Source organism: Acutalibacter sp. 1XD8-36 (assembly GCF_009917525.1).
Classification (GTDB): Bacteria; Bacillota; Clostridia; order Oscillospirales; family Acutalibacteraceae; genus Acutalibacter.
Window position 1 is genome coordinate 410,108 of sequence record NZ_QZDU01000002.1, and the last position, 21,607, is coordinate 431,714.

Consider the following 21,607-nt stretch of genomic DNA (forward strand, 5'->3'; position numbering starts at 1 on the left):
GATAAAAACATGAGCAACAGCACAGCACTTACCGAGCAGGTACTTCTGGCCTTCGGCTGGGCAAAGGACGCCACTGTGCGGGTCCTTTCCGGCGGGCATATCAACGACACCTATCTTGTGGACGAAAAATACGTTTTGCAGAGGATAAACCACTTTGTCTTCCCCCGCCCCGGTGACATAATCGATAATATGCTGGGAGTCACAAGCTTCCTTAGGGAAAAGCTCACCGCCCGGGGCGGCGACCCGGACCGGGATATCCTGCAGATAGTCCCCGCCGCGGACGGCAGGCCGGTATATATCGATGACTCCGGCAACTACTGGCGCTGCACTCTGCATATCGGAGATACCGTTACCTACGAGACCCCCGACAGCCCGGACATGCTCTTTGAGGCGGGCCGCTCCTTCGGGGACTTCCAGGCCATGCTTGGCGGCTATCCTGCCGGCACCCTCCATGAGATTATCAAGGACTTCCACAACACCCCGGTGCGCCTGCAGCAGCTAAAGGACGCTGTAGAGGCCGACCCCAAGGGCCGCCTTGCCGAGGTCCAGGCCGAGCTCGACTTTGCCCTCAGCCGTGAGGAGCGCGCAGGGCTTTTGATGGGCCTCTTAAATGACGGCAGGCTCCCCCTTAGAGTTACCCATAACGACACCAAGATGAGCAATATACTTTTTGACGCCAACACAAAAAAGGCCGTCTGCGTTATAGACCTGGATACGGTCATGCCCGGGCTCACGGCCTTTGATTTCGGCGATTCAATACGAGCAGGCGCCTCTACCGCTGCTGAGGATGAGACTGACCTCAGCGAGGTGAATTTCGACCTGGAGCTCTATAGGGCCTACACCCGGGGATTCCTCTCCGCCGCAGGCTCCGCCCTCACCGAGACCGAGCTTGAAACCCTCCCGGACGGTGCCTGGGCCATGACCTTCGAGGTTGGCGTGCGTTTCCTCACCGACTACCTTAACGGCGACGTGTACTTCCGCATAAAGCGCCCCCAGCACAATCTTGACCGCGCCCGCAACCAGTTCCATCTGGCCCTTCAGATGGAGCAGCAGCGGGAGGAGATGGGCCGGATTGTCCGGGAGGCCGTGGGGAAATAACCGTGCCTAAGCGTTCTCTTATCAAGCTTATCCTGCTGTCCCTGATATCCCTGGGGACAGTTATCATATGTGCCGCCCTGTTTGTCACGGAGTCCAGCCGCCGTAGTGCAGCCGGTACCCCCGGCGTGCCGGCTGCGATGATTTATGCCTGCTTCATCGTCTATCCGCTGCTCAGTGCATGTGTGGGGCTTGTCTCAGGCACCGGTGGGCACTACCTCTGCTTCCTCCCGGCAGTCTGTGCTTTCCTTATGTCCATTGGCACCCTCAGCCTCGCCATGATATTTCCCTATGCCATCATCGGATACGTGTTCTTCGCCATCTCTTATTATATAAGCAGATTTCTCCGCGCCCACGGTCAAAGTGAACTCCATGTAGATTGGACCGCCATACTCTCCTCCCTCACTCTCATAGGGACAATCTTCTGCTATTTCCTGTCAAACAGGTGGAATATGCTCCCGATCGCCCTGCTGTTCTGGGCGGCGTGTACGACGGCTTTAGTGTTCCGATATAAGCTAAAGCCCCTCCCCGCCCGGACTCTTGACACCCTCTCCAGGCCCCTTGGGACTTTTCTGGTGATAATGGCCTACACTCTCACAGCCGCGCTCCTGCTCTGCCCCTTAGACGCGCTGGATTTGATGGAGTATGAGGCCCCCCTGTTCTTCACCGTGCCCCTCTGTCTTGTTGGCTACCCCCTCATATTCATCCTCACCGGCGCGGCGGCGGGAAGCCATGCCCGAAAGCTCTGGCCCGTGCCTCTGGCGGCCGTAGCCGTGCTGTTCGCCCTGTCCAACTGCTTTGACAGCCCTATTCTATCCCTCCGGTCCGTCAGCAGCATGGCGTACTATGTACGGAATTCAGTAACCACCATGCTGGTATATACAGCTCTGGGCTATTTTGCCATGCTCCTGTCATGGTTCTTCTGGAAGAACCCGGAGACCTATGTGCCCAGGCTATGGGCAGCGCTGGGCATACTTGCCGCGGGCCCGCTGCTTTACGGCGCGTCCCATGTTCCGGTATTTCTGTGGGGGCACCCGCTGTGGGGAGAGGCGCTCTGGTACATTCTGCACCTTAGCCTCGCCGCCACTGTGGGCATTCTCTCCGGCGGGAATATCAGGCGGTACATCTTAATGCCCTTTCTCCCATTGCTTGTGACATATATCCAAGTATATCCGCCGGTTATTCCTGGAACCCAGCCTAAGCTGCCCTGGGAGCTGGGCAGATCCTGGTCTGTTATATGCTTTTTCGCATGCGCCTTATGTATGCTCCTCAAATTCTTTCTGGAGCCAAAGAATAAGAGCGTTTAGCCCGTCCTGAGTCAGAGGGAAGCTCCCCTCTGACTTTTCCTTTGCCTTTTCAAAGCACTTATCCTCATGCCAGCACCAGACCAGAAGCTTCTCGTTCTCCCTGTCCGGGTCCACCCTATAGCGTATTATCCTGTTCCCCTCGGTATGGCTTCCGGCAAACCTGTTGCCCTCTGTGAAATAGGCCAGTTTCTGCATATCAAACATGTTATTTTCCTCCCAAAAGTATTCTTTTCCGTCTCTTTTTCGCATATAAATTCCCCAGCATATCCATGAGAGAGAGGCGGTCAAATGGTAATATACACCGTTCAGCCCGGCGACACCCTATACAGTATCTCCCAGCGCTTCGGGGTATCCCCCCAGCGCATTACGACAGACAATGCTATTTTAGACCCCAGGAATCTTCCCCCGGGCCAGGGGCTAATCCTGCTCACTCCCGCCGTCACCTACACCGTCAGTCAGGGAGACACCCTCTCCTCTATCGCCGCAAGGTATGGGGTCACGGTCTATGTCCTCCTGCAGAATAACCCCCAGCTCATACTCTCCCCAACCCTCCACGTGGGCCAGACCATCGTGATACACTTTACGGCGGGAAAGCGCCGCCGGGTCAAAGTAAACGGCTACGCCTACGACTATATAGCCCCCGACGTACTGCGCAAAGCCCTGCCATATCTCACATACCTCACCATCTTCGGCTACGGCTTCACCGACGAGGGCCGGCTCATACCTCCCGACGACAGGCCGCTTATTGCCATGGCCCGGGAGTACGGCGCCACTCCGGTAATGCTCCTGTCCTCAGTCACCGAGGACGGCAATTTTAACTCCCGGCGGGCCAGTATGCTATTTAACGACCGGGCACTCCAGGACCGTGTGCTCGCAAACATACTTGCAGCAATGGAGCAGAAGGGCTATACTGGCCTTGACATCGACTTTGAGTTTATCCCGCCTGAGGACAGCGGGGCCTATCTGGGCTTCCTTGAGAACGCTGCCGGGAAGCTCCACAGCGCCGGATATTTCCTGCATGTGGACCTGGCCCCCAAATCCTCCGACGCCCAGAAGGGGCTGCTGTATGAGTCCCACGACTACAGGGCCATCGGGGATATCGCGGACTCCGTTCTTCTCATGACCTACGAGTGGGGCTATACCTACGGCCCCCCAATGGCTGTAGCGCCCATAAACCATGTGCGCCGGGTAGCAGAGTACGGCACCTCCGTCATAGAACCGGGGAAAATCCAGCTGGGTATCCCCAACTACGGCTACGACTGGATTCTCCCCTTCCAGCGAGGGGTGACCCGGGCCACAGCTATTGGAAACGAGTATGCCGTGGACATAGCCCGCCGCCAGGGTTCAGCCATTATCTTCGACCACACGGCCCAGTCCCCATACTTTAACTACACCCGGGACGGCCTGCGGCATATAGTCTGGTATGAGGACGTGCGCAGTATTGAACAGAAGTACAGCCTGATGGACGAACTTAGTTTTGCCGGCGGCGGCTACTGGAACCTTATGTACCCCTTCCAGCAGAACTGGTCCTTTGTGGCGGCAAGGTACAATATCCTCAAGCTCTGACCTGCCTGTAGAGATAGGCCCTCCCCCTTTTCCCAATCTGCTCCACGGCGCCAAGCTCCCTTGCGGCACTCAGCGCCAGGGAGCCCTGCATATTTGAAAACCTCCCGCAGGCCTGGAACTCCTTCGCGGTGAACTCCTCCGGCAGGCCGGGAGGCATCAGCAGGCGGTAATCTCCCGGCCCCCGGACCCATACCTCGTCCATTAGTCTTATGGGCATCCGCTCAAAGCGGGTATAGCCCCTCCGCCCCCTGCCGTCCTTCAGGCGGTACTCCTCCACCTCCATCACCGGCACGCATAGGCTGAGCCCGGGATTTTTCAGGTGCTCCCTAATACTGTAAAGCTCTATAAGAAGCTCCCAGGGCCCCCCGGCCTTGGGGCTTTTCCGTCTTTTGGAGAGCTCACCCTCTCTGCTCATGCTTATGAGCCATTTGAGCCCAGCCACAGGATATACCACCGTCACCGGGTAGTTTTCCAGAAAGAATCCCAGCTTCTCCCGGAGCCTCCCGAAGCCCGCAGTCTGTATCTCGGTTATCCCCTCCGGGCTCATGATATCCGCAACGTACCGGCCCACCGCCACCTCCCTGAAGCGCTCCTCAGGCTGGAAGTAGCGTTTTAAAGCGGCGTGCAGGGTCTTCTCCCCCAGGGTGCCTATTCCTCCCCGGCGGTTGTCCTCCATAGCCTCCCCGCAGGCCGCTAAAAACCTGGCCTCATCCATCCCTTTGAAGCCTATAGAGCCGGGCAAAGTTGCCATAGAGGACAGCCCTGTTTTCCTCTGCCGTGAGCCCAAGGCTGAAAAAGCGCTCTAGCTCCTCACCGGCCCGCCACATGGGGAAATCCGTGCCAAACATCACCTTATCAGTGCCGAAATGGTATATGCTCTTTAGGGCCTCCTCCCTGCTGATAAACCACAGAGAGCTGGAGGCGTCCACGTACAAATTCTCCCCCTTCAGGCACTCCCTTGCCGTATCCCACTCGGTATAGCCCCCTAAGTGCGCAGCTATGCAGGTGAGGTCCGGAAGCTTATCCAGGAGCCTTGCAAGTCTCCTCGGTGAGGAGAAGTCCTTTCTGATATCCCCGGTATGGAAGAGTATGGGAAGTCCCCGCCTATGGGCGGCGCGGTAAAATGGCAGGAGCTTCGGGTCGTCTATCTGGAACTTCTGGAAGTCCGGGTGCAGCTTTATACCCCTCAGTCCCCGGCCCATAATATCATCCAGCTCGCCCTCTATGTCCGCGATATCCTGGTGCCAGGCGGCAAGGCCCACAAACTCCGGGTGCTCCCTGCAGGCCCGCTCGATAAAAGCATTGATAGAGCGCACCTGCTCAACCTTCGTCGCCACAGAGCAGACTGCAAACCTGTCTATCCCGGCCCTCTTGCCCTCCCGGAGCAGCACCTCCGGAAGTCCGGTATTCTCCATCTTTAAATTATAGAACGCCCCCACGGAAGCCGTTGCCTTTTCCGCTATCTTCTCCGGGTAAATATGCGCGTGGGCGTCGGCGGCTGGGTATACTATCCCATTATAGTTTACCGGCAAGCTTATCAGTCCTTTCCTCCATTCTCCTGTCCCGCTCCGCCTTCGAGTATACACAGCCGCAGTAGTCCTGACGGTAGAGGCCGTATTCCTTCGAGAGCTCTATAGAGCGCTTATAGCCCTCCCGCTTCTTTAAATCCGACGGCAGGTGCTTCACGCCATATTTTTCCGAGAGCTCCTCCCCTATCCTGTTGATGGCGCCGGCGTTTTTCAGCGGGCTTATAGTCAGGGTGGTGGTGAAATACTCCAGCCCGTGCTCCTTAGCGGCCTTCGCAGCTTCTTCAAGGCGCAGCCTATAGCAGGCCATGCACCTGGCCCCGCCCTCGGGCTCACCCTCAAGGCCCACTGATATTTTGGCAAAATCTTCGCCCCGGTATTCACAGGGGATAATGCCAATGGGGTGCTCTGCCGGAAGCTCCCTTAGAAGCCTCTGAAGCTCCTCCAGCCGCTTCCCATACTCCGCTATTGGAGATATGTTTGGGTTATAATATAAAAGGCTTATGGAAAAATACCGGCTAAGGTATTCAAGGGAGGCGCTTGAACAGGGGGCGCAGCAGGCGTGCAGGAGCAGGGTGGGGACCCTGCCTTTTAACCCTGCTATCAGCCTCTCAAGCTCTTTTGAATAGTTTCTTGGACAGCTCATCTATGGCCCTCCCCTTCTGTTATCATAAAACAAATTTTAACACATCCCTCGATTCTGCGCAAGCCTGTGTTGACAGCCCGGGGTAAAATAGGGTATTATATATTCATACGCATATGAAAGGAATCTCCCCAATGGACCTGTCTATACTTGTTTCAAACCCGCTGATAAACGTAGCTGTAATATCCTGGGCCACGGCCCAGTTTTTGAAAGCCCTGATAGACGCCATAAAGCATAAGCAGTTCGACCGCCACCGGCTGGCTGGGGCCGGCGGCATGCCCAGCTCACACTCGGCGCTGACCTGCTCTGTGCTGCTGACCTCATACTATATGTACGGCTTCAACTCCCCTATCTTTGCCCTCTCGTTTATCCTTGCAATGATAGTCATGTATGACGCCACCGGCGTGCGCTGGGCGGCGGGGCTCCACGCCAAGGCCATCAACCATATAGTGGAGTACCTGGAGCAGGAGGACGCGGACCCTCTGGGCAGGAAGGCTCTCCAGGAGCTGATACCTAAGCTCAACGAGTCCCTGGGCCACCGGATACGCGAGGCGGTCTGCGGCGCGGCGCTGGGGTTCCTGATTGCTGTAATCGCCCACCTTGTCCGCCAGGGTGGCACAAGCCTGTTTTAAACGGCACACAAAGCGCCTGTACCACACTTGGTACAGGCGCCTTCTTATTCCTTAAACTGGCGCATATTTTCGTTGTTCCAAACCACCTGATTGCGCCCAAACCTCTTGGCGTCATACAGCATTGCGTCGGCTATCTTCAGGTATGTGCTAAAGGAGTCCCCGCGCTTCGGCCGCACAGTGGTCCCGCCTATGCTTATGGTCACCCATTCTGAGACCGACCCACAGTGGGGGATGTGCAGCTCCTCCACCGCCCTGCGCACCCGGCACATCTGCTCAAAGGCCGGCTTCGCCTCGTCGCCCATCATAAAGGCCACAAACTCCTCGCCGCCGTACCGGGCTAAAAAGTCCGTGTTCCTGCGCAGGTACGACCCGGCTGTGCTCGCCACCGAGGATATCACCGTGTCCCCGGCAGGATGCCCGAAGGTATCGTTGAACTTCTTAAAGTGGTCTATGTCCATCATGCAGATGGAGAAGGGCACCTTGAGCCGTATGGCCTCCTGCCACTTCTGCTCGCTAGTGCGCTCATATCGCCGCCTGTTGGCAATACCTGTGAGCTGGTCTGTCATGGACTGGTACTCCACCTGCTTGCGGTACTGGTAGAGCTTTATATGGGTGTTCACCCTGGCCTTTACTATCAGCGGATGGAAGGGCTTATATATGTAGTCGACCGCCCCCAGCGTCAGCCCCCTCTGCTCATTTTCAATGTCCGATAGGGAGGTTATCAGTATCACCGGGATATGCCTGGTGGCAACCTCCTCCTGAAGCTTTTTCAGAAGCACAAATCCGTCCATGCCGGGCATTACCACATCCAGCAGTATCAGGGAAAAGTCCTGCTCGCTGGCGTACTTCAGCCCCTTTTCCGACTCCTGCACTACGGTAATCTGGTAGTCCTCCTCCAGTATGCTTTTCAGGTGCGCAGCCTGCACCGCGCTGTCGTCAATTATAAGTATCTTTTCCAAGTAAAATGACACTCCCCGATGTGCCCCAAAGGCCCATATTTATTATTCTAATATAGCACAGCCGGGCAGTTCTGTCAAGGAGCAATCAGTATTTTCGGCGTTATTCCACAGTGAACTCACAGTAGTAGGTATGGCCCCAGTAGAGCCGGTAGGTGCCAGGGTGCTGGAGGACCTTACCGGGTATTGCTGCCGCAGTGATAAACTCCTGTCCCGGCTCCCCGGAGCCTCCTGTAGCCGCTCCCCTCTGGATATCCGGCCCCGAGACAGTATACCATCTCCCCTGCCAGAGCCGGTCCACACGTGAATCTATTCCCATGCTGTAGGAGTCCTCATTGAAAAGCACCGAGAACTCCAGCATGGCCCGCCCGTCGCCGTCTGTATATGTGCGCCTGGGCGTCAGGGTGATACGCCCGTTGTCCGTATCCTCCTCCCGGGCCTCCTGCCAGCTATCATAGTCATTGGCCTCCATCCCCTCTGCCGGTCCGTCCAGGTGCTTCGCCCTAAACTCGTAACTGCAGACCTGGTATATACCGTCCTGCCTGCTGTTCTTTATCCCCAGCCTCACCCTGTATCGCCCGTCCCGGTGAAAAATCCCCGACGGAAAGCGCAGGTCTACGCCCACGGCCCCGCCGTCCTCGGAGTGGACTGTATAACATTCCTCCCCCTCATAAACTGTGTACCACCTGCCGCACCATTTGTAGTCCAGTATGACCGGCGCGGCATAGAAGCCAAAACTGCCCTCGCCGGACGGCTTCAGCCATATGCTCAGCCTGTCCCAGGCAAGCCCTTCGCCGCTAAGCTGAGTGATTTCAAAGCTGCCGCCGGCCTCCATCAGCCACTCCTCCCGGGCCGGTGGAAGCTCCTCCGGCTCCTTCCACACTGGGAAGCTTGACCTGGCGCTTTGGTAATCGCTCCATAATATAATAGCGGCTGCGGCTACTACTATTATGATTGCTGCGGCAAATGCCGTCAGCTTCCGCTGCCTTGCTCCCTGCTTCATGAAAATCCCTCCTCTATAATTTCAGTCGCAAAATCCCTCGGGATATTTAAGCAAAAAAGAAAAAACCCCGGAAAAACCCGAAGTTTTTTCAAAATATCTCATCTTTTCCGCTAATCCTGTCCCTCAATAACCGCCTGAGGATCCAGATACGCCGAGTCCCTTCTGACCTCAAGGTGCAGGTGGGGCTTGTCCGCGGACTCGCCCGGGACTGCTGTTACGCTGCCGATAGCCTGGCCCATGGTCACCACCTGCTCGGGCTCCACCTGGAAGTTCTCGCCCAGGCCGCAGTAGGAGAAAAGGTAATCCCCATGCTCTATAACTACTACGTTTCCAAGCATACTGTCGGTGTAGGTCTCCTTCACAATTCCGTTGCCGCAGGCCAGCACCTGCTCGCCGCTCTCGGCTGAGAAGTCCGCGCCTGTGTGGACGCGCCAGTCACGCATGGTGTCCGAGTACACCGGGGCTCCGGCGCTGTATGCCTTGGACACAGTTTCGCCGCTCACCGGGTAAATCATCTCGCCGCTTATCTCATAGAGGGGGGCGTTAGCCGGTACCTGCGGCTTGGCAGGCTCAGCGTCCGCCGGCTCAGAGGCGGTGCCCTCCGGGGGGGCGCTGGGCTTTGGCACATAGGTCGCCCTGGGTTTAGGCGTAGGCGCCGGGGACTCTGAGGGCTTTGCCTCCCCAGCCGATGATGTTGAGGGCTTTGAGGGCTGGCTGCTGGGGGCCGGGGACCTCTGGGACATGGGGTCGTCGCTTCTGCTGTTTACATTTTCAGGTGAGCTGCTGTCCAGCTCCTCTGTAGCGGCGATGTAGCCCTGCACCGCGTCGAAGGTGCTCCAGGCCGCCACGCCCACCGCCACCAGGCACACAGCCAGCGCCAGGTAAAAACCGTTCCGTCTTGCCTTATTTTCCGAAAAGCGTTTGCCGTTCATAAATTCGCTTCCTTTCAGGGGTAATCTTTTGACCTGCAAGAGTATTTTAGCCTGAAAGCAAGGGGTTTATACGGCTTTGATAAAAAGCAGAACGGACCGGCTTTCACCGGCCCGCCCTATTTGCTTGAGGGGTATTATTGAGGAGGGTAGAACATGTACGGAAAGGGGAGTTGGGTTGCTCCCTCTTCCCTACGAGCCTATTATACTCCTATGGGCCCTGTGAGTTGTTAAAGAGGTATGAATAATCCTTAAAGAATTTCCGGGCAAATTTTTAATAAAATTCGCAAACATTCGTTTTGCATTTTTCCGTAAACCATGATATAATAGTAAAAACGCTAGCAGAGGAGGCTGCCCAATGGATGGCTTAACTAAAAGCCAGCAAATGGTATATGACTATCTTATAAAGACACTGCCCTCCGGGGTGCCCCCCACGGTCCGGGAGATATGCCGCGCCACAGGCCTGCGCTCCACCTCCACGGTGCACGCCCACTTAAAGACCTTGGAGCGCCTGGGGTACATTTCCAGGGATGCGGGGCTCAACCGCTCCATCCATATTGAGGGCACTGAGCCCACATCCCAGGTGCCTGTGCTGGGGCGGGTCACTGCCGGTATGCCCATTTTAGCCGTGGAGGACATTGAGGGGTATCTGCCCTTCCCCCAGAAAAGTGGCAAGGAGCTGTTTGCCCTGCATGTTATGGGGCTGAGTATGCGCGACGCCGGAATCCTGGACGGGGACTATGTGGTGGTGGAGCGCACCCCCACCGCAGATGACGGCGAGATAGTGGTCGCGATGATAGACGAGGAGGCCACTGTAAAGCGCCTGTTCCGCGAGCCGGACGGCATACGCCTGCAGCCGGAAAACCCGGACTTCGAGCCCATCTACTCCGACCACGCCTCACTATTGGGCCGGGTCATCGCCGTGCTTCGGTACTATTAAAAAAGCAGGATTACTGCTTCAAATATTCCTCCAGAGGCTTCAAGCTCTCCCTCTTCGTGCTGTCAAATGACTCCTGGATATTCTGGAGCATTACCCTCTCCTTTGAGGATTCGGCATTTGATTTGAGCATTTTCTTAAATACTGCCATAAGGAGCCTGTCTATCGGATTCATGGCGGCATAGTTCAGTCCGCCTTGAAGGTAGAAGGGCCGGATAAGCTCAAGCTCGCCGGGGGTGAAATTTTCGCGCTCTAAACGCCGCACGTCCGGGGCGTCGGGAGGCATGGCCCCGGTGAAGAACACGGCTAATTTCTTCCCCCGAAGCTTAGGCAGCTGCTTTTTCAGCCAGCCCAGCTTATTTATCCTGCCAACATAGCACCCGCTGCCAAAAACCACAGCCTGGTATTTCTCAAAATCCACCATCCTCCGCTCCTCATATGGGAAGCAGTCACATGAGAGGTCCTCCTTGAGCCATTGGGCGTACTTTTTCGTAAATCCGGTCTTTGAGCTGTAAATTATCACTGTATTCATATTTTACCTCCCTGCCGCCTGTTCCGGGCGGCTTCTTTATTGTTGCTTTAACATATACGCGTCTGTAAACTGCCTGATATGCTCCCTAAGCCTTGGCTCCGCCTGCTCCCAGCCCTCTCCGGAGCAGAGCAGCAGGAATACCCCGCCGTAAAACTGGCCTGCAAGAGCCGATGGGTCCCCAGTCCGGAAGATTCCCTTTTCCATTAATTCCGCGAATATTTTCTCCTGCACCTCTACAGGATAACGGCAGTAGAGCTGCCTGTAGAGCTCGCCTGCCCGCCGGTCCTCAAACTGGCAGATAGTCAGAAGGCGGCGGAAGCGGGTGTTCCAGGGGTCCTCAAAAAAGAATCTGAATACCTCCAGTATAGTCTCCTCAAGCTCCTGCCCGGTGTGCTGAAAGATAGTGAGGTCGTCTTCCGCTGAAAATGGCAGGCTGTGAGTATGGTAGTATTCTTCCGCTTTGGACCAGCAGATATCCACAATGGCGTCGAATATGGCGCGTTTGCCCTGGAAATGGTTATAAAGCGAGCTCTCCCTTATGCCTACAGCGGCGGCGATATCCCGGACAGACACTGCCGCATATCCGCGGGTCGAGAAAAGGCCGAGGGCTTCCCATATGATTTTTTCTTTTGTAGGCATTTCCTGCTCCTTTCTGCTAACGTCTGTTAGTTTCTATATTGTACTATCAACTGTTCGTTTTGTCAAGGATAAAAAAGCCCGGAAAGCATATAGCTCTCCCGGGCCATTATTTTATCCAAGCCAAAACATGCTTTTCTCACTTACCGTATATCCGGCCTGCTCGTATATCCCCAATATGTCCTCGTTCCCTACTGGGACATGCACAAACGGCGCAAGGCAGTTCTCCAGGCACCAGCCGGTGATATATGCCACGAGCCCCGACAGCAGCTCCGGGACCTCCTCACCCAAATCCTGCCGGACAGCCAGCATACCTATGCCCCCCTCAGGGTAGAGGCCAATGACTCCCTGCATCTCCCTATGCCGTATCACCCCGTGCAGCGCCCCAGCTGATATCCTCTCCCGCAGCTCATCCCGGTCAAATTCATCGGGGAAGCTCTCCAGTACCAAGTCCTCCTGCCCGGCCCCCAGAGGCTTCACCTGCCGGAGGTCAAAGCCTCTGCTCCTTGGAGGCATAGGGCTCAGATACGCCGCCGCCCGGCACTCCATTACTGCGCCGAAGCCCAGCTCATCGGCAAGCTGCTCCGCGTTCTTTTTATCGTGTACAGCCAGCTGGACCGCGCCGCGGATAAGCTCTCCCAGGGCTCCGGCAGCCGCGGTGTCCCCTGCTACCAGCAGGCAGGCCCCGCTCCTGGGAACGCTTATCAGCACACCGTCCATGCGCACTGCGCTTACAACTCCGTCGCCCCGCCTGATAGCCTCCACCATGTCCATACAGAGTACAGGGTTCCGCCCAAGGTATGACAGGGCCCTCTGTTCCATCTCTCTCATAATGCCCTCACCCGCTCTCAGAGCTTCTGCACCGCTCTTATGAGCAGTTCCGCGCTCTTTTCAGCCGTCTCCCTGACAAAGGCCGGGAAATCCACCGGCGAGTCGTCGTTGGCGCTGTCCGAGATGGCCCTCAGCACAGCACAGGGCACGCCGTTCATATAGCAGGCCTGGGCAATGCTTCCGCCCTCCATTTCCACAGCCTTCGCCCCAAACTGTTCTCCAAGCCAGCGGTTTTTCTCCTTATCCGCCACAAATTCGTCCCCGGTAGCTACAACGCCCATATGTGCCCCGCCGTATATGGCCTTGGCCTCCTCCAGCAGCACCTTTGCGGCGGTCATGTCACAGGGCAGCTCCAGTATATTCTCCGTCTCTGAGTCCCCGCGCCGGATAAACAGAGTACCAAGCTTATCCCCAAGGGCCCTGGTGTCAAAGTCGTGCTGTACACAGCTCTCGGCGGCCACCAAGTCGCCTATCTTTACGCCTACGCCTCCTGCCACACCGGTGTTTATTATGAGCCTGGGGCTATGCTTCAGTATCATTATCTGCGTGCACACAGCGGCGTTTACCTTCCCCGGCCCGCATTGGGCCACTACCACCGGCATCCCCTCAAGCGTTCCGCTGTGGAATACAAGCCCTGCCACTGACTCGCTCTGCTCCCCGCTGAGCCGGGATATGATACTGTTGACCTCTACCTCCATTGCCCCTATTATGCCGATGGGTGATTTGTTTTCCATTCTGTATCTTCCTTTCCTTATGTTACGTTTGCATTATCCTCCGGAGCTATGTCCTTCATCCAGACAAAACGTACGCCCTCTCTGTCGCTGTATTCTCCGTCGGGCTTGCAGAGCTCATCCAGCAGAGCCATATCTATCTCGCCTTCCCGGAGCTTATAGCCCCCTCGCACGCTGTATCTGTCCTTTACCATCATGGAGGTGATATAGCCTCTCGAGCCATAGGGCCCCAGCACATTTTCGTACCACTCCAGCTCATAGGTATAGGGGTCGTCCATAGGGTACTCCCCGGGCTGGGCAAAGAACTCCTTATCCTTCAGATTATCGCTTATTCTATCTAAAATCTCGGCGTCGTTGACCACCACTACCCAGGTGTAGTCCTGGTCCTTTATCCAAAGGGATTTGGCCTTAGTGATATCCTTTCGCAATCTCTCAATAGGGCTCGACTCGTACCACTCCGGCCCGGGCAGCGTATTCTCCAGGCGCCTGATGTTCTCTAAGTCAATTCCGCCCTCTTTGGCCTCATAGTAGTACCCGCCGTAGGTTATCCAGCCCTCCATGGTGCGCAGCCTGAACTCCTCACGGACGTATCCGTCCTTGTCGTACCAGATGAGTTCGTTATAAGGGTCGCCGTGGTAGGGCGTCAGGTCCGAGCCTGTGGCATGGTTTGCGAAGGAGTCCATATCGCACTTGTCCCGCCGCACAAAGTGAAGGTTCCGCAGCTCGTCGGCCAGGGCCTCAAAGTCCTCGTCCCTGAATATGGTCCTATAGTCCATTATGACGTACCCCTCGTCAAAGTCAAAGACCTTCTCCTCCGGAGGGTCATCCATCACCTCAAAGGGCGGCGTGCCCTCCGGCTCAAGCTCCGCGCCGGCAGTAGGCTGGGGCCGGGGCGTGACCTCGGCCATGGGCGGGTCTCCGTCCTTCCAGTGCTCCACACCCGGGTGATTTTTATATGGTCCGTTGGGGTCGATAAGCTCCGAGTAGAGGTCTAAGTCAAACTTTTTGTCCCCCGCGACCTTATATATCCTGCTGCCATATCTGATTGTCTCCTCGTCGATAATAAATATGGCATAATCGTAATGGTCGTCGGCATAATACCTGTTTATATAGAACCGCTCCTGCTCGCTCTCACCGGGCCCATCCTCCTTAAACCTCATCTCCCGGATGTCACCTTCAAGGCGCTCCATAAGCTCCGGGTCGGTTATCCTGACAGATTTATCCTCTGTGCTTATTGAGAAAAACAGGATATCATCCTCGTGGCATATTCTGGGCCTGAACATATACTCTATCCATTCATCGCTGAACCCCTCGCCCTCCACCTTGAAAATATAGTCCCCGAACTCAATCAGGCTGCCGCAAAGGGTGATAGTTTTCGACTCTTCATAGCGATTCTTACTGTAAAGCCTTATGCCGTAGGTGCCGCAGTTTGCCTGCTCACCGTCCTCGCAGAAGCTTGCGGTCCTCAGTATAGCTTTCAGCTCCTCCAGGTCGCTTTTGGTGAAGGTGCTGGGTTCCCTGCCGCCGCCTTCCATGGATGCCCGCTCTATTCCTTCCACATCCATTATCTCCTGCGGCTCCCTCACCTCCGGCAGCCCTAAAAGCAGTCCTCTGAGGTAGTCCATGTCGAATATCTCCCCGCCCAGGAAATTAAAGCACTGGTCGCCCCGGAATACCGTACCTGCGGCGCTTATCTCCACTGCGGCCTGGCTCTCACCATTTGTGGAGAGCCACTGGATAGTCCAGTCCCGCATATGCTCTGGGAAATCCTCCTCCAAATCCACCATCATGCCGTTCTCCTCGCTGAGGGTGCTGAGGGTCTCGCTAAGGCGCTGAATGTCCTCCTCGCTCTCCACCCTCACCTTCTTGCCCATGAACCGGCTCTCAAGGAGCACCGAGCCCACTGTGTCCACTGGCGGGGACGCCCCCTTGTCCGGCTGCATACCGTCCTTTGTGCAAAACCAAAGTGTGAATACCAGCGCTGCTACTACCACCGCGTAAAATCCCAGCTTCTTCATTTATCTCAGCTCCTTTATTAATTTTGGAGAAGCCCCTCCTATATATAAAGTCGCAAAAATTTTGGAAATATTTATTATTTTTGAAGCTTTCCACGGATAAATTTTTCAAAGTCCCTGCTCTCACCCTGTTGGAAGCCGTAGTCGTCCACCAGGTAGGCGTTATCCGGGCCGTAGTAGAGGTAGAGGTACTGGCCGCAGCGGCGCACCTCGGTGAGCTGGAAATATGGCACCACATTTGCGGACTGTATGCCCGATACCCTGAATACATCGTTATAGAAGGTATAGTGGGCGGTCTTGCTCATGCCCTGGCTGTGGACCTTTATCTGTATCTTCTCAACAGCACCGGGCATTGCAATGAGCTTATAGGCATAGTAGGCCGTGACAGCCACCGCCGCCAGCTTCATCCACCAGACCGAGTCTATGAGGAATGCGGCGCAGACAGTCACCACACAGAGCAGCGTACCGAATATCACCTCACCAATATTCTTCACATAGGCCTGATAATAGCTGAAGCGGTGTATCGCCTCCCTGGTGCAGTCGGTCTCGTTTACATATACGGCCTCACCATGGGCGGTGTCTTTCCCGTTGGTCTTGTGGAACTCTGAGAGCTGCTCTGTGAGCCTTGCCTTCTTCTTTTTATCCCTTTTGCTCTTGATGGGCACATAAATCAAGGGCCCGGCAACAGCCGCCAGCAGCAGTATCAGCAATAGGAGCGCGTTTAGTGCGGCGCTTACATCCTCCGGGGGCTTCTCCAAAATATTGGTAAATACCATGGAGTCAGCCATCCTCTCTACTATCTCCTCCTGCTCCGGGGTCATGCCGGTATCCAGGGTGTGAATATCGATATTCAGGGAGTAGCCGTTCATAATAGTGCCGTAGATAAGCTCGTGCATCTCCCGCTCGCCGCCCACGTCTATCTTTATCCTGTAGAACAGCAGGCCGGACTCATTCTCAAACCAGCCCTTTTCTATGGCAACGTCCTCGTTCCCTGCCTTTGCAAGGGTCTCCAAAAACTCCGCCTTGTCCTCCTCTTCCATCAGCCGCAGGTCAAAGATTGTCTCGCTCTCCTTGGACACCTTCTGCATTACGGAGATATCCGTTGCCCCATCCTCAGAGAGGAAGTTTGCCAGCACCCCCATCTCCTGGTACTCCTTCAGCTTTGCGGCGGCGTCGCCTACCCCTGCAAGGGCCCAGGCCGGGTCATTCTCCTCTATGCCGGGGCCAAGCTGGTACATCCCTTCAGGGGCCTCAAACTGGAAGTCCACCCCCACCCAAGCCTCAGCCGGGACCATAACCGGCAGTGCCGCTATAAGGAGCAGAGCCGCCAAAACAGACACTATTTTTCTCAAGATAACAACATCCTCTCTGGTTTTTCACGATATTTCTTTTATTATATCACAAGTCTTGCGCAGATGGAAAGATAATTTGTAAATATTCTTCCCCATTCTTCTACTTGACGGCAGGCCTTTGAAGGCGTACAATTTATATGTAAAGTTTTCCGGCTTATGAAAGGAGAGACAGAAATGGTAACAGCAGTCATAACCGGGGCCTCCAGCGGCCTTGGAAAGGAATATATCAACGCCATTATCGAGCAGTATCCCAGCGTGGACGCCTTCTGGCTCATTGCCCGCCGAAAGGAGCTTTTAAAGGAGATAGCTGTGGAGCACCCGGACAAAACCGTCGCAGCCATCTCTCTGGACCTTTCCAAGGATGAGAGCCTGGATATATTCGAGCAGCTCCTTAAGGAGAACAGCCCGGAGATAAAGGTGCTTGTGAATAACGCCGGCTTTGGGAAATGCGAGGACTTTTTCGCCTCCAACCGCCGGGCCCAGACTGATATGGTGGACTTAAACTGCCGGGCCCTTACCTGCGTCACCCGCCTCTGTATGCCATATATGCTGGACGACAGCCTGGTGATAAACGTGGCCTCTATAGCTGCCTTCGCCCCCACGCCCCGCATGTCTGTCTATGCCGCAACAAAATCCTTTGTGCTTTCCCTGTCAAAGGCCCTCCATGACGAGCTGCGTCCCAGAGGCATCAAGGTGCTGGCGGTATGCCCCGGGCCCATGGAAACTGAATTCTGGAAGGTTGCCAATGTTCCCGAGGGCAAGTCCCGGCTGATAGACAAGCTTCCCCGGGTCAGCGCCCCTGCGGTTGCGGCTGGCTCATTAAAAGCCGCTAAGCGCGGCAAGCTGGTCTATACCAACAGCTTTTTCTATAAGCTCTATAGGCTCATAGGCAAGCTTCTGCCTCACGGATTCCTTATGCAGTTTACGGAGGTATAGCTATGCAATATGAGATATTCGCCCAGGACGGCCCAGTTTCCCTTCGCCCGCTTGAACAGGAAGACGCTACCACCCTCCTGCGCTGGCTTACGAACCCCCGCAACCTGGAATACTGGGAGGGCCCCCATGAGGTATTCACCCCTGAACGCATACAGGAAGACTTTTATACCGAGGAGTGGAACGGCTCGGCCTGTATCGTCTGCTATAACGGGCAGGATATTGGGTATGTCCAGGCGTACCAGCTGGATGACGAGGGCTTTACTGAATATGGGTATGACCGCCATGATTTGAAGGCCTTCGGTATCGACCAGTTTATTGGCGAGCCTGAGCTCTGGGGAAAGGGCCTTGGACGGCAGTTCATAAAGCTTATCTGTGATTATCTTCGGGACAGCTGCGGTGCTCGGGCGGTGGTGCTGGACCCTCACGCCGACAATCCCCGGGCTATACGGTGCTATGAGGCCTGCGGGTTTAAGAAGGTGAAGCTACTGCCAAAGCATGAGCTCCATGACGGAGTGATGGTTGACTGCTGGCTGATGACCCTGGAATTCTAGCTCTCCCTTTTGTGCAGAAATTGAGAGGTAAGGCCCGTTTCTTTATGCTATTATTTTCCTTGAGGTGATATATTATGGAATGGCTTGACCGGCTCAACTCAGCGCTCTCTTACATTGAGGACAACCTTGGCAGTCCTCCGGACTATGAGGCCCTTGCCCGCATAGCCTGCTGCTCCCCCTACCATTTTCAGCGGATGTTCACCTATCTCGCCGGTATGCCCCTGTCAGAGTACATCCGGCGCAGGCGCATGTCCCTTGCGGCGGTTGACCTGCTGCAGGGCGGCAAGGTCCTGGACGTGGCACTGAAATATGGCTACAACTCCCCCACGGCCTTTAACCGCGCCTTTCAGTCCGTCCACGGCTGTCCGCCCTCCTCTGTCAGAGCGCCGGGAGCTTCGGTCAAATCCTTTCCCCCTATCTCCTTCAAAATCACTGTTAAAGGAGTGGAAGAGATGAATTTTCGCATTGAACACCGTGAGGCCTTCACGATTGTGGGAGTCTCCGTACCCCTTGAGCGTGAGCTTGAGAAAAATTTCCAGGTGATACCCAAAAAGTGGGCTGAGGCCGGCGCAAACGGCACCTTGGGAAAGCTTGCGGCTCGTATGAGCGGTGAGCCCAAGGGTGTGCTGGGGGTCAGCAATTTTGATACAGTGACCAGGCAGGGACGGTATTATATTGCTGTGGCCTCAGAGGATGACTCCGGCGGGCTTGAAAAATTTACGGTGCCCGCGGCCGACTGGGCGATTTTTCCTGGCAAGGGGCCCAACGAGTCTATACAGGAGCTTGAGAGGCGGGTCTTTACCGAGTGGCTGCCTACATCCGGATATGAGTATGGTGATGCTCCTGATATCGAGGTTTATCTTAGCCCTGACCCCCAGAATGCAGTTTATGAGGTTTGGGTGCCGGTAGTAAAGAAGAAAAATTAAATTTCGCTTTGCAGGCATATAAAAAGCGCGCTCCCGCTTTGGGAACGCGCTCTCTTTTTGCGTCTATTACACCAGCTCTAAAATCGCCATCTCTGCGGCGTCACCCCTGCGGGGGCCCAGCTTGGTCACCCTGGTATAGCCGCCGTTGCGGTCGGCATACTGGGGCGCAATGGTGTTGAACAGCTTCGCGGCAGCGCTCTCCTTGGTCACAAAGCTCATGACCATGCGCTTGCTGTGAAGGTCGTTCGTCTTGGCTATGGTAATCATCTTCTCCGCCAGAGCCTGCACCTCTTTGGCGCGGGTTGCAGTGGTCTCTATCTTTCCGTTCTCAAAGAAGAACGTCACCATCCCCCGGAGCATCGCGGTACGATGCGCGGTGTTGCGGCCCAGCTTTCTGGTTCCCGGCATGAAGATACCTCCTATCTACGCTTATTCGTCGTCTTTACGCAGGCTGAAGCCAAGGGAAGCCAGCTTCCACACGACCTCCTCCAGCGACTTGCGCCCCAAATTCCGGACCTTCATCATGTCGTCCTCGGACTTGTTGATTAGGTCCTCCACGGTGTTTATACCCGCGCGCTTGAGGCAGTTGAACGAGCGGACCGACAGATCCAGCTCTTCTATCGTCATTTCCAGCACTTTCTCTTTGCCGCCCTCGTCCTTCTCCACCATTATCTCCGTGGATTTGCCCTTATCGGACAGGTCTACGAACAGGTTCAGGTGGTCGGTCAGGACCTTTGCCGCCAGCGAGACGGCTTCCTGGGCATTTATCACCCCGTTGGTCCAAACCTCCAGGGTTAGCTTGTCAAAGTCGATGCTCTGTCCAACGCGGGTATTCTCCACGTTGAAGTTGACCTTGAGTACAGGTGTGTAAATGGAATCCACCGCAATTTCGCCGATAACGCCCTCGGGCATATTCTGCTTGTTGCGCTCGTTCGAGACATAGCCCCTTCCCTTATCCAGGGTCAGCTCCATATAGAGCTTGGCCCCCTCGCCCAGGGTGGCGATGTGCAGCTCGGGGTTCAGTATCTCCACCTCGCTGTCCGCCTGGATGGACGCGGCGGTGACCTCGCAGGGCCCCTCCGCAGAGATTTCCACAGTCTTGGGCCCATCGCAGTAGAGCCTTGCGACTATCCCCTTGACGTTCAGGACTATCTCGGTCACGTCCTCCTTTACTCCCGGGATGGTGGAAAATTCGTGGAGCACGCCGTCTATCTTTATAGACCTGGGGGCGACCCCCGGCAGGCTCGACAGCAGCACCCGGCGCAGCGAGTTCCCAAGCGTGGTGCCAAAGCCGCGCTCCAGGGGCTCGATAACGAACCGGCCGTATGTGCCGTCCTCGAATGTTTCCGCTATATCAATTTTGGGTCTTTCTATCTCAATCATCCGCGATCCTCCTCTACACAGACAAAGTAACGGCTTCAAATACGCTTATCCCTTGTGGGGATTACTTAGAGTACAGCTCGACGATGAGGGTCTCATCCACCTCAAGATCGATTTCCTCGCGGGTGGGCAGCGCATCGACCTTTGCCTGCGCATTGGCCGCGTCAACGTCCAGCCACTTGGGCACGGGACGGGCGGAGTTTGACTCCAGCACAGCCTTGAACTTCTCGCTTGAACGGCTCTTATCCTTAATGGCGACCATCTCGCCTGGCTTCACAAGATAGGAGGGTATATCCACCTTCTTGCCTCCCACGGTAAAGTGGCCGTGCACCACCAGCTGGCGGGCCTCAGCCCTGGAGCTGGCCCAGCCGCAGCGGTACACCACATTGTCCAGCCTGCTCTCCAGAAGTATCAGGAGGTTGTCGCCGGCCTTGCCGGGCATATTTGTTGCCATCTCGTAGTAGTGGTGGAACTGGCCCTCCAGCACACCGTAGAAACGGCGGGTCATCTGCTTGGCTCTGAGCTGCATACCGTACTCCGAGGCCTTCTTGCGGCCCTGGCCGTGCTGCCCGGGGGCGTAGGCCCTCCTTGAGATGGCGCACTTGTCGGTGTAGCAGCGCTCGCCCTTCAGGAACAGCTTCTGCCCCTCGCGGCGGCAGAGCTTGCAAACGGCTTCTGTATATCTTGCCATATTTTCTGTAACCTCCTAATGTTTTTACACGCGGCGCCTTTTGGGTGGGCGGCAGCCGTTATGGGGGATGGGGGTCACATCTTTTATCATGCTCACGTCCAGCCCTGCGGCCTGCAGCGCGCGGATAGCAGCCTCACGGCCGGCGCCGGGACCCTTAACGAACACCTCAACGGACTTCATACCGTGCTCCATTGCCAGCTTCGCGGCGGTCTCCGCAGCGGTCTGAGCGGCAAAGGGTGTGGACTTCCTGGAGCCCCTGAAGCCCAGTTCGCCGGAGCTTGCCCAGGAGATAGCGTTGCCCTGGGTGTCGGTAATGGTGACGATGGTGTTGTTGAACGTGGACTGGATATGGGCCGCGCCGCGTTCAATATTCTTGCGCTCACGGCGGCGGCGCACTGTACCCTTAGTGGTCTTTTGTGCCATTTTGTGAAT

Annotated in this window: 25 protein-coding genes; 8 read left to right on the plus strand and 17 right to left on the minus strand. The window is 55.9% G+C overall.

The genetic code is table 11. The features are described 5' to 3' along the window. The first annotated feature begins 9 nt into the window (after positions 1 to 9). On the plus strand, positions 10 to 1,098 hold the full coding sequence (locus D5270_RS05475; RefSeq protein WP_166543132.1) for a phosphotransferase enzyme family protein: 1,089 nt from the start codon (positions 10 to 12) through the stop codon (positions 1,096 to 1,098). Between the two features lie 2 nt (positions 1,099 to 1,100). Further along, the gene (locus tag D5270_RS05480) at positions 1,101 to 2,402 is read left to right on the plus strand and encodes a hypothetical protein (protein WP_166543133.1); all 1,302 of its coding nucleotides are present in this window, start codon (positions 1,101 to 1,103) and stop codon (positions 2,400 to 2,402) included. Here D5270_RS05480 and D5270_RS05485 read toward each other — a convergent pair. Continuing rightward, complete coding sequence (locus D5270_RS05485) at positions 2,352 to 2,606, minus strand: hypothetical protein (RefSeq protein ID WP_166543134.1); 255 nt, start codon at positions 2,604 to 2,606, stop codon at positions 2,352 to 2,354. The genes D5270_RS05480 and D5270_RS05485 overlap by 51 nt on opposite strands. Positions 2,607 to 2,690: 84 nt before the next feature. Between D5270_RS05485 and D5270_RS05490 the strand changes: the two genes are divergently transcribed. Next, complete coding sequence (locus D5270_RS05490; protein ID WP_166543135.1) at positions 2,691 to 3,968, plus strand: LysM peptidoglycan-binding domain-containing protein; 1,278 nt, start codon at positions 2,691 to 2,693, stop codon at positions 3,966 to 3,968. Here the strand turns inward: D5270_RS05490 and D5270_RS05495 are convergent. From D5270_RS05495 to D5270_RS05505, 3 genes are read right to left on the minus strand one after another with little or no spacing between them, the layout of a single operon-like run. Next, entirely contained in the window at positions 3,958 to 4,719 is a 762-nt protein-coding gene (locus tag D5270_RS05495; protein WP_166543136.1) for a hypothetical protein, read from the minus strand. The two genes, D5270_RS05490 and D5270_RS05495, sit on opposite strands and share 11 nt — an antisense overlap. Then, positions 4,676 to 5,500 (minus strand): amidohydrolase family protein, encoded by an 825-nt coding sequence (locus D5270_RS05500; RefSeq protein WP_166543137.1) that lies wholly within the window; start codon positions 5,498 to 5,500, stop codon positions 4,676 to 4,678. The genes D5270_RS05495 and D5270_RS05500 overlap by 44 nt, the downstream gene beginning before the upstream one ends. Next, complete coding sequence (locus D5270_RS05505; protein WP_166543138.1) at positions 5,484 to 6,140, minus strand: epoxyqueuosine reductase QueH; 657 nt, start codon at positions 6,138 to 6,140, stop codon at positions 5,484 to 5,486. Before D5270_RS05505 ends, D5270_RS05500 begins: the two co-directional genes overlap by 17 nt. A gap of 113 nt (positions 6,141 to 6,253) precedes the next feature. Here D5270_RS05505 and D5270_RS05510 point away from each other — a divergent pair, with 113 nt between their 5' ends. Then, complete coding sequence (locus D5270_RS05510; RefSeq protein ID WP_243150163.1) at positions 6,254 to 6,769, plus strand: divergent PAP2 family protein; 516 nt, start codon at positions 6,254 to 6,256, stop codon at positions 6,767 to 6,769. A gap of 44 nt (positions 6,770 to 6,813) precedes the next feature. Here the strand turns inward: D5270_RS05510 and D5270_RS05515 are convergent, their stop codons facing one another. The 3 genes from D5270_RS05515 to D5270_RS05525 form a co-directional block, all read right to left on the minus strand. Further along, complete coding sequence (locus tag D5270_RS05515) at positions 6,814 to 7,728, minus strand: diguanylate cyclase (protein WP_166543139.1); 915 nt, start codon at positions 7,726 to 7,728, stop codon at positions 6,814 to 6,816. A 100-nt stretch (positions 7,729 to 7,828) separates the two neighbouring features. Further along, on the minus strand, positions 7,829 to 8,728 hold the full coding sequence (locus tag D5270_RS05520) for a hypothetical protein (protein WP_166543140.1): 900 nt from the start codon (positions 8,726 to 8,728) through the stop codon (positions 7,829 to 7,831). 110 nt (positions 8,729 to 8,838) lie between these two features. After that, positions 8,839 to 9,660, minus strand: a complete 822-nt coding sequence (locus D5270_RS05525; protein WP_166543141.1) for a M23 family metallopeptidase — start codon at positions 9,658 to 9,660, stop codon at positions 8,839 to 8,841. 355 nt (positions 9,661 to 10,015) lie between these two features. Here D5270_RS05525 and lexA point away from each other — a divergent pair, with 355 nt between their 5' ends. Then, positions 10,016 to 10,597 (plus strand): transcriptional repressor LexA, encoded by a 582-nt coding sequence (lexA, locus tag D5270_RS05530; RefSeq protein ID WP_166543142.1) that lies wholly within the window; start codon positions 10,016 to 10,018, stop codon positions 10,595 to 10,597. 10 nt (positions 10,598 to 10,607) lie between these two features. Here the strand turns inward: lexA and D5270_RS05535 are convergent, their stop codons facing one another. The 6 genes from D5270_RS05535 to D5270_RS05560 all read right to left on the minus strand — a co-directional run bounded on the left by D5270_RS05535 (position 10,608) and on the right by D5270_RS05560 (position 16,691). Continuing rightward, positions 10,608 to 11,126, minus strand: coding sequence for a flavodoxin domain-containing protein (locus D5270_RS05535; RefSeq protein ID WP_166543143.1), 519 nt, complete (start codon positions 11,124 to 11,126; stop codon positions 10,608 to 10,610). A gap of 36 nt (positions 11,127 to 11,162) precedes the next feature. Further along, on the minus strand, positions 11,163 to 11,765 hold the full coding sequence (locus tag D5270_RS05540) for a TetR/AcrR family transcriptional regulator (protein ID WP_166543144.1): 603 nt from the start codon (positions 11,763 to 11,765) through the stop codon (positions 11,163 to 11,165). A gap of 111 nt (positions 11,766 to 11,876) precedes the next feature. Next, positions 11,877 to 12,593: a hypothetical protein gene (locus tag D5270_RS05545; RefSeq protein ID WP_166543145.1), complete on the minus strand. Its 717-nt coding sequence runs from the start codon at positions 12,591 to 12,593 to the stop codon at positions 11,877 to 11,879. Between the two features lie 17 nt (positions 12,594 to 12,610). After that, entirely contained in the window at positions 12,611 to 13,327 is a 717-nt protein-coding gene (locus tag D5270_RS05550) for a 5'-methylthioadenosine/adenosylhomocysteine nucleosidase (protein ID WP_166543146.1), read from the minus strand. A gap of 17 nt (positions 13,328 to 13,344) precedes the next feature. Beyond that, positions 13,345 to 15,342: a hypothetical protein gene (locus D5270_RS05555; protein ID WP_166543147.1), complete on the minus strand. Its 1,998-nt coding sequence runs from the start codon at positions 15,340 to 15,342 to the stop codon at positions 13,345 to 13,347. 74 nt (positions 15,343 to 15,416) lie between these two features. Continuing rightward, complete coding sequence (locus D5270_RS05560; RefSeq protein ID WP_166543148.1) at positions 15,417 to 16,691, minus strand: YcxB family protein; 1,275 nt, start codon at positions 16,689 to 16,691, stop codon at positions 15,417 to 15,419. Positions 16,692 to 16,865: 174 nt separating this feature from the next. Here D5270_RS05560 and D5270_RS05565 point away from each other — a divergent pair, with 174 nt between their 5' ends. From D5270_RS05565 to D5270_RS05575, 3 genes are all read left to right on the plus strand, one after another. Continuing rightward, positions 16,866 to 17,627, plus strand: coding sequence for an SDR family NAD(P)-dependent oxidoreductase (locus D5270_RS05565; protein WP_166543149.1), 762 nt, complete (start codon positions 16,866 to 16,868; stop codon positions 17,625 to 17,627). A gap of 2 nt (positions 17,628 to 17,629) precedes the next feature. Beyond that, on the plus strand, positions 17,630 to 18,178 hold the full coding sequence (locus tag D5270_RS05570) for a GNAT family N-acetyltransferase (protein ID WP_166543150.1): 549 nt from the start codon (positions 17,630 to 17,632) through the stop codon (positions 18,176 to 18,178). Positions 18,179 to 18,252: 74 nt separating this feature from the next. Next, positions 18,253 to 19,104 (plus strand): AraC family transcriptional regulator, encoded by an 852-nt coding sequence (locus tag D5270_RS05575; RefSeq protein WP_166543151.1) that lies wholly within the window; start codon positions 18,253 to 18,255, stop codon positions 19,102 to 19,104. Positions 19,105 to 19,170: 66 nt separating this feature from the next. On the opposite strand, the gene rplQ is transcribed toward D5270_RS05575, so the two are convergent. The 4 genes from rplQ to rpsK form a co-directional block, all read right to left on the minus strand. After that, the gene (gene rplQ / locus D5270_RS05580) at positions 19,171 to 19,512 is read right to left on the minus strand and encodes a 50S ribosomal protein L17 (protein ID WP_161471941.1); all 342 of its coding nucleotides are present in this window, start codon (positions 19,510 to 19,512) and stop codon (positions 19,171 to 19,173) included. Between the two features lie 21 nt (positions 19,513 to 19,533). Further along, positions 19,534 to 20,487, minus strand: coding sequence for a DNA-directed RNA polymerase subunit alpha (locus tag D5270_RS05585; protein ID WP_161471940.1), 954 nt, complete (start codon positions 20,485 to 20,487; stop codon positions 19,534 to 19,536). Positions 20,488 to 20,548: 61 nt separating this feature from the next. Next, on the minus strand, positions 20,549 to 21,175 hold the full coding sequence (gene rpsD, locus D5270_RS05590; protein ID WP_161471939.1) for a 30S ribosomal protein S4: 627 nt from the start codon (positions 21,173 to 21,175) through the stop codon (positions 20,549 to 20,551). 24 nt (positions 21,176 to 21,199) lie between these two features. Then, positions 21,200 to 21,598 (minus strand): 30S ribosomal protein S11, encoded by a 399-nt coding sequence (gene rpsK, locus D5270_RS05595; RefSeq protein WP_066537809.1) that lies wholly within the window; start codon positions 21,596 to 21,598, stop codon positions 21,200 to 21,202. Positions 21,599 to 21,607 lie beyond the last annotated feature (9 nt).

Bases quoted from the DNA above. Each gene is read 5' to 3' on its own strand.
- D5270_RS05540 (WP_166543144.1), bottom strand. From the start codon at position 11,765: ATGCCTACAAAAGAAAAAATCATATGGGAAGCCCTCGGCCTTTTCTCG.
- D5270_RS05550 (WP_166543146.1), bottom strand. From the start codon at position 13,327: ATGGAAAACAAATCACCCATCGGCATAATAGGGGCAATGGAGGTAGAG.
- D5270_RS05535 (WP_166543143.1), bottom strand. From the start codon at position 11,126: ATGAATACAGTGATAATTTACAGCTCAAAGACCGGATTTACGAAAAAG.
- D5270_RS05575 (WP_166543151.1), top strand. From the start codon at position 18,253: ATGGAATGGCTTGACCGGCTCAACTCAGCGCTCTCTTACATTGAGGAC.
- rpsK (WP_066537809.1), bottom strand. From the start codon at position 21,598: ATGGCACAAAAGACCACTAAGGGTACAGTGCGCCGCCGCCGTGAGCGC.
- D5270_RS05490 (WP_166543135.1), top strand. From the start codon at position 2,691: ATGGTAATATACACCGTTCAGCCCGGCGACACCCTATACAGTATCTCC.
- D5270_RS05505 (WP_166543138.1), bottom strand. From the start codon at position 6,140: ATGAGCTGTCCAAGAAACTATTCAAAAGAGCTTGAGAGGCTGATAGCA.
- rpsD (WP_161471939.1), bottom strand. From the start codon at position 21,175: ATGGCAAGATATACAGAAGCCGTTTGCAAGCTCTGCCGCCGCGAGGGG.
- D5270_RS05585 (WP_161471940.1), bottom strand. From the start codon at position 20,487: ATGATTGAGATAGAAAGACCCAAAATTGATATAGCGGAAACATTCGAG.
- D5270_RS05570 (WP_166543150.1), top strand. From the start codon at position 17,630: ATGCAATATGAGATATTCGCCCAGGACGGCCCAGTTTCCCTTCGCCCG.
- D5270_RS05475 (WP_166543132.1), top strand. From the start codon at position 10: ATGAGCAACAGCACAGCACTTACCGAGCAGGTACTTCTGGCCTTCGGC.
- D5270_RS05520 (WP_166543140.1), bottom strand. From the start codon at position 8,728: ATGAAGCAGGGAGCAAGGCAGCGGAAGCTGACGGCATTTGCCGCAGCA.
- D5270_RS05525 (WP_166543141.1), bottom strand. From the start codon at position 9,660: ATGAACGGCAAACGCTTTTCGGAAAATAAGGCAAGACGGAACGGTTTT.
- D5270_RS05510 (WP_243150163.1), top strand. From the start codon at position 6,254: ATGAAAGGAATCTCCCCAATGGACCTGTCTATACTTGTTTCAAACCCG.
- D5270_RS05485 (WP_166543134.1), bottom strand. From the start codon at position 2,606: ATGTTTGATATGCAGAAACTGGCCTATTTCACAGAGGGCAACAGGTTT.
- lexA (WP_166543142.1), top strand. From the start codon at position 10,016: ATGGATGGCTTAACTAAAAGCCAGCAAATGGTATATGACTATCTTATA.
- D5270_RS05565 (WP_166543149.1), top strand. From the start codon at position 16,866: ATGGTAACAGCAGTCATAACCGGGGCCTCCAGCGGCCTTGGAAAGGAA.
- D5270_RS05545 (WP_166543145.1), bottom strand. From the start codon at position 12,593: ATGAGAGAGATGGAACAGAGGGCCCTGTCATACCTTGGGCGGAACCCT.
- D5270_RS05495 (WP_166543136.1), bottom strand. From the start codon at position 4,719: ATGGCAACTTTGCCCGGCTCTATAGGCTTCAAAGGGATGGATGAGGCC.
- rplQ (WP_161471941.1), bottom strand. From the start codon at position 19,512: ATGCCGGGAACCAGAAAGCTGGGCCGCAACACCGCGCATCGTACCGCG.
- D5270_RS05555 (WP_166543147.1), bottom strand. From the start codon at position 15,342: ATGAAGAAGCTGGGATTTTACGCGGTGGTAGTAGCAGCGCTGGTATTC.